Below are 12,867 nucleotides of genomic sequence, written 5' to 3' on the forward strand. Positions count from 1 at the left end.
GCTCCCAGGTTGCAACCACAATCGCTCGTTAGGCTTCGGATGTGGCGAAGCATCCGGCCGCCGAACAGGATTCGGTCAGCGACCAAGACCGATTTACGTCGGTTGAGCAGTCGCTTGATGACCGCATCCACCGCTGGCTCAGGGGCCTCCCTCGGAATCGAGTATCGTCGTTTCTAACCGGCCTGCTCATCTTTGGCATCAAGCAAGCGTGGGCCTGCATTTTTGGCGCCCTGCTGCTTGTCGCGATCCTCGCAACGCAACTCTGGTACCCGGATAATGCGTGGCTTGCCCGCAACGACCTGTTGACCCTGATCGCTATCGCAATCCAGATCACGCTGCTTGCCACAAAGTTGGAGACGGCAAAAGAGCTCAGAGTTGTTCTCATCTTTCACGTTGTTGGCACGGGGATGGAACTCTTCAAGACACAGATGGGGTCGTGGACCTATGAGCAGGAGGGGTTTCTGCACATCGGCCCTGTCCCCCTGTTCACCGGCTTCATGTATGGGGCGGTTGGCTCGTACATGGTTCGCGTCTACCGACTCTTTGATCTTCGATTCAACCGCTATCCGCGGCAGTGGGTCACCGCCGTGATCGCATCCGCGATCTACGTCAATTTCTTCTCGCATCACTTTGTGTGGGATGCCAGGTGGCTCTTGCTTGCCGTCGTCGCGGTGGCATTTGGCCCAACCGTGATGCACTACCGCGTTCGAGAGCGTTATTTTCGAATGCCGTTATTGGTGGCATTTGGACTCGTTGCCCTGTTTATTTGGATCGCCGAGAACGCGGCCACGTTTGGCGGCGCCTGGCTCTATCCCAACCAGGCCGATGGTTGGAGCTTGGTCTCGCCGCAGAAGATCGTTTCGTGGTTTTTGCTCATGATCATTTCAGTGTCGCTCGTGACCTGGCTCTATCCACCAAAGCGTTTGGTTGTGCATCACGAGAGGGGCAGCGAAGTCTCCGCGTAGCATCAAGCCCGCGGCTCGCAGCCCGCAGCTTGCGATGACGGCTAGCTATCAAACACATCTAGTTGATTTACTGAACTAGTTAGACATACAATCTAGTCATGACCCCAACTCATCGTGATGCAGCGGAAGACTGGCCAAGCGACTGGCTCCGCGCTACCCTCGGCCTCTGCACGCTTCGATCACTTGAGGCTGGGCCGTCCTACGGCTACGCCATCATCTCTTCTCTCAAAGACAGCGGCCTCGGCACAATCAAGGGCGGAACGCTCTATCCCCTCCTCACCAGGTTTGAAGAGGCCGGTCTCGTGAGCACCGAGTGGCGGGCAGGCGATGGCGGCCCCGGCCGCAAGTTCTTTGCCCTCACCACAACCGGACGCGCAGAACTCAACCGGCTCCGCACAGAATGGGCAGCGTTCACCACAATCAGCAATTCATTCCTAACAGCCGACCCTATCGGCGAGGAGGTTTTCTCATGAACAACGCCAACAAGGCATCCGCCTACCGCACCAACGATAAATGGTTGGAAGCCTTCATCCTCGAACTCAGGATGCAAGATGTGAGCGGCAAGGTCATCGGCGACGCGGTCGCAAGCGCACAAGAACTCTTGCACGACAGCGGCGAACAGGCATACGAGATGTTTGGATCACCCCGCGAATACGCCGCCTCGCTGGCGCTTCCCAAACGACAGGCTCCAGAGTGGAACCGGCACGGCGGCATCTGGCCCTCGATGCTTGGGCTACTCGCGTTTGTTGTATTCAATACTTCAAGCACCGCGCTGCTCAGGGGGCACGATGTCATGCTCACCCCCGTCCAAGTTCCCCTCTTTGCGATCCCCGTTATGCTCGTGTGCACGATTCCGCTCTACCTCGGCGCGATCATCCGCAACCGGTGGATCCTCAGCGCCGTCCTCGCACTTGGCGCCTTCGGCGCGGTCTTTGCGTCGCTCCTCACCCCAAAGTCCCCCGCCGATGCCTGGCTGGTGATTGCCCCACTGCCACTCGTAATAATCGGCGGAATCGGCCTTATCGCGGTCGCAACCTGGGGCACCGTCATGACGAGACAAGAGATGTCTGAGCATCTCATCCAAGACCCCATCACCGGCAAAACGGCCGAACGACGTGGCGAAAGCCTGACCATTCGCATCGTTGCGTTCTGGATGCTGCCGGCCCTGTCCGCCGTGCTCTTCGCCGTCACCATGCTCAACAGATAATGGCTTGCTGCACAGTGCGGCACTAGAATCAGTCGGGTGAGTAGCGAGCATCCCGATACCAAAGGCGAAGACTCGCTCTCCGAGTATTACGAGGCTGAGGCCGCCGCGGCCGAGAGCGCCGGTCCCGATTCATCAGCGAAGGACGACGCTGACCGCATCCTAAGCACCACACCACAACCGTCAAAGCTCTATGTTGCGCTTTCCGATTGGCTGCTCGGAGTGGAGGCATGGCTTCGCTCGCACGGCGGATCCCGCCTTCGGAAGGGCCTTCGCGGGTTCTGGGCGGTCGTGGCCCTTGCGGGCGTTGTGCTGCTGATCGGCCCGATCATCAACAAGCCGCTGAGCCTCGACGACATCACAGGTTCTTCAACAACGGCAACCGAACACTGGATCGCCAGAGACTTCAACGTCGACTACCGCATAGACCGCAACAACAACGGCGAGCTGCGGGCAACCGTCACAGAGCACATCACGGCGTTCTTCACCGAGAAATCAAATGAGACAGGCATCACCAGGGTCCTCGCGACGCAGTACGAGGGCCACGCGCTCAACCCCAGGTTGCTGACGGCAACGCTCGACGGGGTAACGGTACAACCAGCCGAGACGGTCAGCGGAAACCAACTTGCCCTCTCGGTGGATACCGGCACCAGGCTCCAAGGCGATCACGAGTTTGTCATGACCTACGAACTCAGCAACCTGGCCTACTCGGCAACCGATACGGCATCAGAGCAGGCCGTTGATCTCCTCAAATGGGATGTGTTTGGGCCGTCTTGGGCACAAGCCCTCGCTGGCCTGGACGTGAGCATCACGGTGCCAAAGGAGCTGGATGATCGCCTCATCCGGCAGCCGAGAGGCAGCCTTGCCTGGACCATCGTCGGGGCTGGGCAGTGGCTCGAACGCGAGCCAGGCTCAGGGAGCGACGTTACCTATCAGTTCACAAACGACCAGAACATCCCGCCACACGCTCAGGCGTCGTTCACGATGAGTTTTGAGGAGGGCACCTTTACGATGCCCCCGCCAACACTCACCTACTGGATTCAGGTATTCGGCCCGCTCGCGCCGCTCGCGTTTCTTGCCCTCACGCTGCTGTTCGCCCTCGCGGCACGGGCCGTCGCCTGGAGCGATGCCAGAGGTCGACCCTGGTACATCGTGCAGTACGACCCGCCAAAGGGTGTCTCACCGCAGACGGCCGCGTACATCCTGCGTACTCCACAAACGGTTGAGCTTGCCGAAGCCCTCGAGTTTGCGCGCACCGATGGCAAGAAAACTCGGAAGGCAAGTTTGAGGGAGGCAGCCAAGGTTGCCCGCAGGACGGGACGCGCTGGCAACCTCCCCCGCGCGCTCACGCACTATTACTCCAGCCCCGAACGGCGAGGGCAGCTCACGAAGGGGTACCGAAAGGTTCCCCGCGGTTTTGTACGTGACTTCTTTATTGCAGCCCCGATTGCGCTCACGATCGTGCAGTTTGGCTTGATCAGGCAGCTTTCGAACCAAGTGGTGCTCTCGGTTATCTGGTGGCCGTTTGCCTTTGTGCTTGTGTCGTCGTTTCTTGCCGCCGTTGTGCTCTGGGTTGCGCTCTCGGCAAGGCCCCTCACGAGGAAAGGCGCCCTCGTCAAGCAGCACCTCCTTGGCATAGAGGCGTTCTCGGAGCGCACACAACTCCTGCAGCGCACCGAGACGAGCAACAAGTTGCTCCCCTACGCAGTGCACGCTGGAAACGCAAAAGACGCAGGGCAGCGCGTTGCGACGCTGATCGAACACGAGCTTGGGCCTGATGCCACGGCAGGTTGGCGCACTCGCGAGTTTCTCAGCTGGCCGCGTATCCTGGTCCGCGTTCTGTCGCCGCTCCTGATTATTGGCGCGCTTGCCGCCGCAGTAGCCCTGCCAACCCCGTACCCGCAGTCAGTTGACTACGAGTCCTACTGGGGCGACATTCCTGGCACGCTCTGGACAAAAGTCGAGGCGATCGAAGCCTCTGCAACCCTGTCGCGAACGCCGGAGGGAAGCGCTCGACTTGAAGTTAACCAACAACTCGAGGTCAACTTCTCGGACGAGAGCTCACAAACGCCACAGTTTGCACAGCAGTGGCCGGACTCAGCCAACGGGCAGGACCTCGGCCTCGAGGTGACCGCCGTTCGCATCGACGGCAAGGATGTCCCGTTTGCCGTCGAACGGGACCACGACACCAAACTCGTGCGAACCAAACTCGTTGAGGTGCTCACGGGAACACACACCCTCGACATTGACTACGCCCTCAACGCTGCGGCCTTCGCCGCTGACGAGAACGGGCTCGTTGACCGCGTTCGGTGGGCCGCGTTACTTGACGGCTGGGAGCACACAACCGGCTGGGGAGACGACCCTGCCCCAAAGCCGGTTCGGATTTCGTTCACACTCGATGACACGCTTGCCGCTCTTGCCACAGAGAGCGGCTGGATCACGAAGGATACCGAGTCCTCCGAACGCGCGCGCGAGTGGAAGGCAACGGTCATTCCGTTTGGCGAACTCAAGGAGCTTGGCGCCCGCGCCGCAGCAGCCTCGGAATCAAGCTCAGCATCAGCGGGGGCACACACCCACGTGCTGCTGATTGAGCAGGATGAGTTTGGCGGCTGGCCGCTCGACCCAACGCTTGACGATGTTGGCGCCATGCTCGATTTTCCCGCCGGCACATTTACGCAACCGGACGAGGGCACGCTCCGGTTCACCCAGTTTGTCCAAACACTTCCCGTCTTGGCCATCGGGTTGCTTTCCGCGATTGCCATCCTGTGTTTACCCGCTGCGGCGCTCATCGGGAGAACGACAGGGCTGCGGCTGTCAGAGCAGGGCCTGCATAGGGATCTCCTTCGTTGGCTGGCACCGTGCGCATCCGTTGCCGCGTTTGTCCTGTTTGTGTGGGCAAGCTCTGTGATGCCGAGCGATCATCCGCTGCTTCCCCTCGTTGGGTTTCCCCCGGTTATCGCCATCCTCGTGAGTGTGATCGGGCTCGTCGTCGCGAGGCCGCGGAAACAACACCGCATACCGGCCAAGCCATAACCCGCATCCGAGGGCCAACCGCCGAGTCTCCTCCCCCGTTCGCTCGTTGTCTGAAACACATCTTGACCGTACAGTTATGACTATGGAAACGTTCAACACCCCAACCCCAGACGAAGACCCGCTGCGCGCGCAAGCGGTCAAGCGGCTCAAGGCAAAGGCCGAGTTCGTCAATTACCTGTGGGTGTGGCTTGGCGTGACGCTCATCGTCAACGTGGTGTGGTTCTTCTCCGGATACCACTCGTATTACTGGCCCATCTGGCCGATGCTTGGCATGGGAATCGGCGCGTTCTTCATGGGACTCAACGCATACGGCCCCGCAACACGAGGAATCACGGAAGACCGCATCCAAGCCGAAATGCGCAAGCTCTCCGACAAGCAATAGCTGATGCGGCGTTAGCGCTGCAGAAATTCCCCTGCGCTCACGGCCACCGCTTCGCCTGCGGGATTAACCAGAACGCCTGCCCGGCCGCTGTCGGCAACCATCGTGCTGATATCGGCAAAGGATACGGCCGTCGTTTGGGCTGCGGGATGCCAGGCAAAAACCTCTGCCGGCGAGGTAAATGCGAGCGAGTAGACGGGTTCCGGTTGCCCTGGTGCCGAGGCACGCCCAGTGACCGTTGGCGAACCCATACCGGTCACGTTGCCGGCTTCGTCTGTGATCTCAAGCGCGGCGACGTAGAGCGTTGGCGTTGAGGCGAGCGCCTGGACAAAGTGCGGCCAGGGAATGTCGTTGGTCATCATCGCCGATTTGAGGCGCTCGTTCAGGCTCGGCATCGAGGTGAGTCCCCGCTCGATTTCGGCGGAGTACATGATGCACGTGAGGTCTGGCGATCCCGGGTTAATCGCAATACCGTCGTAGTCGGTCATGGCCTGGGCAAGAACGGCTGGTGCGGGCTGACCAAATGAGTTGGGCCGTGTGCCGGTCCGATACTTGGCCAATTCCTCGTTGCTTGTGAAGGCAAGGAGCAGCTTCCTACCGTCGTTATCGGCTTTGTATCCAATGGCGAGGATGCTTCCCACTTCAAAGGGCGAGCCGCCAGCGCCAAGTGTCGAGTCCGAGCCGTCGAGCAGCAACGAACCAAACGCGCACTGACGCAGCACGTTATTCATGGTCTGTGCATCTTTGCGCTGCGACCATTGGGCGAGCGCCGCCTCGACTGCCTCGTGGTGGATGAGCTGCACCTGCTCACCTGCTCCGCTCTGCTGTTCACCTGCTCTGCTTTGCTGCGCATCGGTGCCCGTGGTCTTCTTGTTTCGCGAGAACAGTCCCATACACAGAGGCTAACCCGTATCTCCGCGACGAGGGGCGCACCGCGCCTCTGACCCGGCACAGTTTGGTCGCAAATCCACCTCTCCTCGGCGCCTTGAGTGGATCTGCGACCAATCTGCGACCGTCCCTGCGGGAGAGGGACGCGAAGGAGGCCCAGCGCGCGCGGTTCTCGCGGGAGGCCCAGTACGAGGTTCTCCCGAGATGTCCACGACGCGGTTCTCGCGAGAGGCCCAGCGCGGGCGCGGTTACGAGGTATTCGTCGCGTGTCGGTTGACAGGTTTTGCTCCCGCACCTCATAATGGACGAACTAGTCCGTTAGATGAGTTCGCGGCAATCGGCCCAAGTCAACGACGATGACCTGTCCGGGAGGACCAAAGCATGACCACCCCCAGCGCGAGCATCCCCAGCGCCACAACTCCGGCAGCAGCTGACCACATCATCACCGTTGCACTCATCGGGGAGGGCATCTCAGCTTCCTTCACCCCACCGATGCACGAGCGCGAGGCCGAACATCTTGGACTTCACTATCGCTACGAGACCTGGGACCTTCTCACAATGCAGGAGAGCGCAGACGACATCGGCCTCCTCCTCGACCGCGCTCGCGATCGTGGGCTTGCTGCCCTCAACATCACGCACCCGTGCAAGCAGCGTGTGCTCGCACACCTCGATGAGCTGAGCCCCGAGGCAGCGCACCTTGGGGCGGTCAACCTCGTACTCATCCGCGACGGGCGATTCATCGGCCACAACACCGACTGGACCGGGTTTCGCGCGGCCGTGCTAGACGGTCTCCCCTCGATCGCCGGCAGTTCGGTAGCCCAGTTCGGCACCGGCGGCGCCGGAGCGGCAACGGCCTACGCCCTGCTTGACCTTGGCGTTTCGACGCTCACCCTGGTTGACGTCGACTCCGCGCGAGCCCTCGCGGCCGCCGACTCGCTGCAGGCCAATTTCCCCTCGGCACGCGTGACCGCCGCATCCGCAGTCGACGCCCCTCTCTTCCTCGGCCAGCAACAGGGCGTTGTGCATGCCACCCCAACGGGAATGGCGGAACATCCAGGGGTCGCGTTCGACGTGTCGCTCCTCAACCCGGATGCCTGGGTCGCCGACGTGGTCTACCGCCCCCTGCGCACGCAGCTTATTGAGCAGGCATCGGCGGCAGGGCATGCCGTTCTCGACGGCGGCCGCATGGCGGTCGGGCAGGCGGCCGACAGCATCCGACTCATCACTGGAATTGAGCCAAAACCAGAGCGGATGCGGAAGCATTTTCTCGAACTCCTCGCCAATGAGCAGGCGGCGCAGCCTGCCTCAGCGATGAACGAAGGTGCTTAAGCATGAAAACATCCATTGCAACCGTCTGCATCGGCGGAACGCTTGAGGCAAAACTTGCCGCAACTGCCGCCGCAGGGTTTGACGGCATTGAGGTGTTTGAAAACGACCTCATTGGCAGCGACCTGAGCCCCGAAGACATCAGGAGCATGTGCGGCGATCTCGGCCTCAGCATCGACCTGTACCAGCCGTTCCGCGACTTCGAGGGAGTAACGGAGGAGCAGCTTGTCAAGAACCTGCGACGGGCCGAGCGGAAATTTGAGCTCATGCACCGGCTGGGAACAGACACCATCCTAGTCTGCTCAAATGTGGCTACCGCAACCGACAGCTCAGATTCCCTCGCCGTTGACCAGCTCGGTCGACTCGGCGAGTTGGCCGCAAAGCACGAGGTAAAGGTTGCCTACGAGGCGCTCGCCTGGGGCAAACACGTATCGCGTTTCCTGCACTCGTGGCGAATTGTTGAGGCCGTCAACCACGCCAACGTTGGGGTGTGCCTCGACAGCTTCCACATTCTTTCGCGTGGCGACGATCCCGCCGGAATCGCGGCGATTCCTGGCGACAAGATTTTCTTCTGCCAGCTTGCCGATGCCCCCGCGCTGTCGATGGATGTGCTCAGCTGGAGCCGCCACTATCGGCTTTTCCCGGGTGAGGGCGCGTGGGACCTGCCCGCGTTTGTCTCCCGCGTCCTCGATACCGGATACGCTGGCCCGCTGTCGCTTGAGGTATTCAACGATGTGTTCCGCCAGACCGACCCCTTCGTCACCGCAAAAGAGGCTTATCGCTCACTCGTGAGCCTTGACGAATCCGTTCAAGCAAGCCGCGGCCAGGCGCTCGGTTCAACGGTGGATGCCGCAGGCTCGGCCATCCCGTCGGCCCCCGCAAGCTCCGGCCTCAGCTTTATCGAGCTGAGCGAAGGCCTCAGCCACGAAACTCCGCAGCTGCTCAACGCCCTCGGATTTCAGGATGTTGGCCTGCACCGACGCAAAAACGTGTCACTGTGGACCCGCGACGGCGTCAACGTTGTGGTCAACCACGATCTTGTCGGCCCAGCGGCCATCGCCTCGCTTGGGGTTGACGTTCCAGATGTTGCTGCGGCAAGCCAACGCGCCGCGGCCCTCCACGCAGAGGTCACGCCTCGCGACGAGGCCGGCGACGAAGACAGCATGGCCGGCTTTGTCACGCCAGACGGGACAAAGCTCTTCTTCAGCGCGGATAAACGCCGCTGGCGCAGCGAGTTTCCGCCCGCCCCAGAAGGGGATGCATCACAGACCGCTCCCACCCGGTTTGACGGCTTTGACCACATCGCGCTCATGCAACCGTGGCAGCGCGCTGACGAGGCCGTCCTGTTCTACCGCAGCGTGCTTGGGCTGTCCGGAGCCGGAAGTCTCGACGTTCCCGGCGTGCGTGGCCTCGTGCAGAGTCGTACCCTCGAATCACCAGGCTCCGCCATCCGCCTCGCCCTCAACGTGCCACCGGGCGAGCCAAACGTCGAAACCATTCTGCCGGTGCACTTTGCGCTCGCATGCACCAACCTCGTTGCAACGGTTCGCGAGCTCAAAGCCGCTGGTGTGCAGCTCCTCCCCATCCCCCGCAACTACTACGACGATCTGCAGGCCCGCTTCGATCTCACCGACGAGGAGATCGAAACCTACCAATCGCTCGACATCCTCTTCGACCGGGATGCGAGCGGCAGCTTCCTGCAGGCCTACACGACCACCGGCGGCAACCTCTTTATCGAACTGGTTGAGCGTCAAGACGGCTATACCGGCTACGGGGCGGCAAATGCCCCCGTTCGCATGGCCTCACAGCAGCGCCGCACAACGGCCTAACTCAGCATGTCCAATTCACCGAAAGGATCAATGATGACCCAACCAACCGTTTCCGTCGCCAATCCCAAAAAGGCGGCAATCGCTGCCTGGATCGGCAGCGCGCTCGAATACTACGACTTCTTTATCTACGGAACGGCGGCGGCCCTAGTCTTTAGCCGCGTCTTCTTCCCCGACTCGGACCCCTTGGTTGGCACGCTGCTTGCCCTCGCGACCTTCGGCGTTGGCTACCTTGCCCGCCCGCTCGGCGCGTTTGTGCTTGGTCACATGGGCGACACGATCGGCCGCAAGCGAGTGTTGGTCCTGACCGTGATGCTCATGGGCATCGCGACCGTGGTTGTTGGCTTCCTGCCAACCTACGAACAGGTTGGCATCCTTGCTCCGATCTTGCTCGTACTCATGCGACTCATCCAAGGATTTTCCGCGGGTGGAGAGCAGGCAGGCGCAAACTCGTCATCGCTTGAGCACGCCCCGGCAAACCGCCGCGCGTTTGTCACAAGCTTCACGCTCAGCGGAACGCAGGCAGGCCAAATTCTGGCCACGGCTGTCTTCATCCCCGTTGCACTTTTGCCTGAAGACCAGTTGCTTTCCTGGGGATGGCGCGTGCCATTCTGGCTCAGCGGGGTCGTCGTCGTTGTTGCGCTTGTCATCCGACGCACCCTTGATGAGACACCAGTCTTTACCGGCGAGATCGCCAGCAACGTCATTACTGAGGGCCCACTCAAGGTACTGTTCCGCGACCACCTCGGCGCCGTCATCCGCGTGATCTGCTGCGCCGTTGTTGCTTCGGTCAGCACCATCTTCACCGTCTACGCGCTGTCGTATGCGGTGAACACGGTAGGGCTCGACCGCACAACAATTCTGTGGGTTGGTGTGCTCTCGAACGTGATAGCCCTCGCCGCGATCCCACTGTTTGCCTCGCTGTCGGACCGTATTGGCCGCAAGCCGGTCTTCCTGTTTGGAACCATAGGCAGCGCCGTGCTGATGTTTGGATACCTCTGGGCCATCTCGGTCGGAAACTACCCGCTCATCTTCGTCTTTGGACTCGTCCTGTTCGGCTGCGTCTACAGCGCCATCAACGGCGTCTGGCCCGCGTTCTACGGCGAGATGTTCCCAACCTCGGTCCGCCTGTCAGGAACGGCAATCGGAACCCAAATTGGTTTTGCGATTGCAGGTTTCTCGCCGACCATCGCCGGTGCCATTGCCGGAGACGGCAACAACGCGTGGTTCCTTGTTGCGCTCTTTACCGCTGGCCTGTGCCTCATCAACGTGATCGCCGTGGCAACGGCACGCGAAACGCATAAGGTACCAATGTCACAGCTGGGTAAAGCGCCCGTCGAGCCCGCGCCGGCACGGGCCACCGCTTCGCGGTAGCCGCTCACAACGCAACCGCTGAGGATGTGGTGGGGGCCGCAAGCCGGTTCCCACCCGCATCCGTCAGCCACCGGCTCCCGCCCGTCCTGCGGCACTGCTGCTAGCCTGATGCGGGAGCCCGAAGGGCTTGCATACCCGTCACGACCCGTCCCATTCGTCAGCTGCATCGAACGGAAAATCTCAATGGCTGAGCACGCGCTAGAACAACAGGTCGCTGACCCCCGCCGCCGACGCGATGCCGAACGCACACAGGCCGATATTCTCCGCGTTGCAACGCAGGAATTTGCCGACGTCGGATTTGCCGGGGCCAGGGTCGACGAGATCGCCAAGAAGACGCAAACGGCAAAGCGGATGATCTACTACTACTTCGGCTCAAAAGAGGGCCTCTACCTCCGCGTCATGGAGATTGCCTACGAAACGGTCCGCAACGGCGAGCGCGACCTCGACATGTCAGATTTGCCTCCGGCCGACGGGCTCCGCAAGCTCGCCGAGTTCACCTACGATCACCACACCTCTCACCGCGACTTTATTCGTTTGGTGAGCATCGAGAACATCCACAGGGCCGAGCACATTGCCAATTCCGAGACGATCCCCGACCTCAACCAGGTTGCGGTAGAGACGCTCTCTGATTTGCTCACGCGAGGGCAGCGGGCCGGCATCTTCCGGTCTGATCTTGATGCACTCGACGTGCACATGATGATCAGCGCCTATTCATTTTTCCACGTGGCTAACCGGTACACGTTCCGTACGATTTTTGGCAGGGACCTGCTTGAACAAGGGCGCCACGAACACTACCGGACCCTCATCGGCGATATGGTGGTTGCTGCCGTGACCGACCTGGCCGCGGATTCGCCTGTCAACTAGCAAAGCGCGCGCCTTCAGTCTGATCGCATTTCCCCGATTGACACGGCGCGTAGACTGGATACATGGCCGGAGCACTCACGTTTCTCATGTTCGCAGGCATCTTTGCGCTCGTGCTCACCGGCTGCATGCTGCTCGCCGCCCGCGCCAGACGGCGCGGGATCTCAGGCCATCTCCTCGGCGTTGTGCAGGAGATCTACCACCCAACGGCGTTTGAGTCTCAGCACGAGGTCGAGTCTCAAGAAGAACGACTTGCGACCAAACCCGCGCCAAGCGACACGTAGTATCCGCTCAAAACGCCTCCTCACGAAAGGCCAACATGCGATCCCCAAAACTTGCCGTGTACGTTGCCCGTTCACTCGCTATCGCGGTCGGCCTTGTTGCGTTCATGGGCCTCTTTGTTGAGGATTCCCACATTTGGGCGGTGTTCAACGTTGATGTTCCCCTCGACCTCACCAGAATCGGCCTGACTGCTGTCCTCATCTACGGCGGCTTCATGGCCCGCACGGTTCGAGGCATCCGAAACAGCCTGTCGGTCGCCGGTGGCGTCTACCTGGCTATTGGGTTGCTCTCAGCGCTGAGTGACACATTCTTTGGGCTGCTCCCCCACGGCCAGGTGCCGATTGGCATCGTGCTCCAGCTCATCGCTGGCGCGACGTGTTTACTGACCGTCCGGGCCACCGCAAGGGCGACAGACGCCGAACTCCCGTACCCTGACGAGCAGGGTCCTGCTTAGCCTTCCCATTCGACAACGCGCAGCAACGCCGACGGCAGCGAGGGAAGGTTATGGGCCTCGCCCGTTCCGTGGAGCCTCGTCACGTCGTAGCCCTCAGCCGTCTTCAGGAGTCGCGCGAGTGGATGTTCTGAGCCGTGCACGATCCAGCCCCCGCCGGTGCTCGCTATCCGGAAGACCGTGTCTTCGTGGTTGAACTCGACCGTGCCAAAGCTTGGGAGCTCAACGGACTCAATTTGTGGTGTTGGTTTCATCTCTGATGCCCCTTCCCCGTGTGT

Annotated in this window: 13 protein-coding genes; 11 read left to right on the forward strand and 2 right to left on the reverse strand. The window is 61.1% G+C overall.

What is annotated here, in order from left to right; all coding sequences use genetic code 11:
• The first annotated feature begins 41 nt into the window (after nt 1-41).
• The 5 genes from FHX76_RS05720 to FHX76_RS05740 all read left to right on the forward strand — a co-directional run bounded on the left by FHX76_RS05720 (nt 42) and on the right by FHX76_RS05740 (nt 5,584).
• Nucleotides 42-965: a DUF817 family protein gene (locus tag FHX76_RS05720; protein WP_167148770.1), complete on the forward strand. Its 924-nt coding sequence runs from the start codon at nt 42-44 to the stop codon at nt 963-965.
• Nucleotides 966-1,063: 98 nt separating this feature from the next.
• A complete protein-coding gene (locus tag FHX76_RS05725) occupies nt 1,064-1,438 on the forward strand; it encodes a PadR family transcriptional regulator (RefSeq protein WP_167148773.1) in 375 nt (124 codons plus the stop codon).
• Complete coding sequence (locus FHX76_RS05730) at nt 1,435-2,172, forward strand: hypothetical protein (protein ID WP_167148775.1); 738 nt, start codon at nt 1,435-1,437, stop codon at nt 2,170-2,172. The genes FHX76_RS05725 and FHX76_RS05730 overlap by 4 nt, the downstream gene beginning before the upstream one ends.
• A 36-nt stretch (nt 2,173-2,208) precedes the next feature.
• Complete coding sequence (locus FHX76_RS05735; RefSeq protein ID WP_167148777.1) at nt 2,209-5,202, forward strand: DUF2207 domain-containing protein; 2,994 nt, start codon at nt 2,209-2,211, stop codon at nt 5,200-5,202.
• Between the two features lie 82 nt (nt 5,203-5,284).
• The gene (locus FHX76_RS05740) at nt 5,285-5,584 is read left to right on the forward strand and encodes a 2TM domain-containing protein (protein WP_167148779.1); all 300 of its coding nucleotides are present in this window, start codon (nt 5,285-5,287) and stop codon (nt 5,582-5,584) included.
• Nucleotides 5,585-5,595: 11 nt separating this feature from the next.
• Here the strand turns inward: FHX76_RS05740 and FHX76_RS05745 are convergent, their stop codons facing one another.
• A complete protein-coding gene (locus FHX76_RS05745; RefSeq protein ID WP_167148781.1) occupies nt 5,596-6,474 on the reverse strand; it encodes an SseB family protein in 879 nt (292 codons plus the stop codon).
• A 376-nt stretch (nt 6,475-6,850) separates the two neighbouring features.
• On the opposite strand from FHX76_RS05745, the gene FHX76_RS05750 reads away from it, so the two are divergent.
• The 6 genes from FHX76_RS05750 to FHX76_RS05775 all read left to right on the forward strand — a co-directional run bounded on the left by FHX76_RS05750 (nt 6,851) and on the right by FHX76_RS05775 (nt 12,592).
• On the forward strand, nt 6,851-7,798 hold the full coding sequence (locus FHX76_RS05750) for a shikimate dehydrogenase (protein WP_167148783.1): 948 nt from the start codon (nt 6,851-6,853) through the stop codon (nt 7,796-7,798).
• Between the two features lie 2 nt (nt 7,799-7,800).
• Nucleotides 7,801-9,624 (forward strand): bifunctional sugar phosphate isomerase/epimerase/4-hydroxyphenylpyruvate dioxygenase family protein, encoded by a 1,824-nt coding sequence (locus tag FHX76_RS05755; RefSeq protein WP_167148785.1) that lies wholly within the window; start codon nt 7,801-7,803, stop codon nt 9,622-9,624.
• A gap of 30 nt (nt 9,625-9,654) precedes the next feature.
• On the forward strand, nt 9,655-10,995 hold the full coding sequence (locus tag FHX76_RS05760) for an MFS transporter (protein ID WP_341777869.1): 1,341 nt from the start codon (nt 9,655-9,657) through the stop codon (nt 10,993-10,995).
• A 183-nt stretch (nt 10,996-11,178) separates the two neighbouring features.
• Nucleotides 11,179-11,859 (forward strand): TetR/AcrR family transcriptional regulator, encoded by a 681-nt coding sequence (locus FHX76_RS05765; protein WP_167148787.1) that lies wholly within the window; start codon nt 11,179-11,181, stop codon nt 11,857-11,859.
• 62 nt (nt 11,860-11,921) lie between these two features.
• Complete coding sequence (locus FHX76_RS05770) at nt 11,922-12,140, forward strand: hypothetical protein (RefSeq protein ID WP_208402446.1); 219 nt, start codon at nt 11,922-11,924, stop codon at nt 12,138-12,140.
• Nucleotides 12,141-12,175: 35 nt separating this feature from the next.
• Nucleotides 12,176-12,592, forward strand: a complete 417-nt coding sequence (locus FHX76_RS05775) for a hypothetical protein (RefSeq protein ID WP_167148789.1) — start codon at nt 12,176-12,178, stop codon at nt 12,590-12,592.
• On the opposite strand, the gene FHX76_RS05780 is transcribed toward FHX76_RS05775, so the two are convergent.
• Entirely contained in the window at nt 12,589-12,843 is a 255-nt protein-coding gene (locus FHX76_RS05780; RefSeq protein ID WP_167148791.1) for a hypothetical protein, read from the reverse strand. The two genes, FHX76_RS05775 and FHX76_RS05780, sit on opposite strands and share 4 nt — an antisense overlap.
• Nucleotides 12,844-12,867: the final 24 nt, after the last annotated feature.

The sequence above is a fragment of the Lysinibacter cavernae genome (assembly GCF_011758565.1).
In the GTDB taxonomy this organism is placed as follows: Bacteria; Actinomycetota; Actinomycetes; order Actinomycetales; family Microbacteriaceae; genus Lysinibacter; species Lysinibacter cavernae.

Bases quoted from the DNA above. Each gene is read 5' to 3' on its own strand.
- FHX76_RS05725 (WP_167148773.1), top strand. From the start codon at position 1,064: ATGACCCCAACTCATCGTGATGCAGCGGAAGACTGGCCAAGCGACTGG.
- FHX76_RS05730 (WP_167148775.1), top strand. From the start codon at position 1,435: ATGAACAACGCCAACAAGGCATCCGCCTACCGCACCAACGATAAATGG.
- FHX76_RS05740 (WP_167148779.1), top strand. From the start codon at position 5,285: ATGGAAACGTTCAACACCCCAACCCCAGACGAAGACCCGCTGCGCGCG.
- FHX76_RS05745 (WP_167148781.1), bottom strand. From the start codon at position 6,474: ATGGGACTGTTCTCGCGAAACAAGAAGACCACGGGCACCGATGCGCAG.
- FHX76_RS05750 (WP_167148783.1), top strand. From the start codon at position 6,851: ATGACCACCCCCAGCGCGAGCATCCCCAGCGCCACAACTCCGGCAGCA.
- FHX76_RS05755 (WP_167148785.1), top strand. From the start codon at position 7,801: ATGAAAACATCCATTGCAACCGTCTGCATCGGCGGAACGCTTGAGGCA.
- FHX76_RS05760 (WP_341777869.1), top strand. From the start codon at position 9,655: ATGATGACCCAACCAACCGTTTCCGTCGCCAATCCCAAAAAGGCGGCA.
- FHX76_RS05765 (WP_167148787.1), top strand. From the start codon at position 11,179: ATGGCTGAGCACGCGCTAGAACAACAGGTCGCTGACCCCCGCCGCCGA.
- FHX76_RS05770 (WP_208402446.1), top strand. From the start codon at position 11,922: ATGGCCGGAGCACTCACGTTTCTCATGTTCGCAGGCATCTTTGCGCTC.
- FHX76_RS05775 (WP_167148789.1), top strand. From the start codon at position 12,176: ATGCGATCCCCAAAACTTGCCGTGTACGTTGCCCGTTCACTCGCTATC.
- FHX76_RS05780 (WP_167148791.1), bottom strand. From the start codon at position 12,843: ATGAAACCAACACCACAAATTGAGTCCGTTGAGCTCCCAAGCTTTGGC.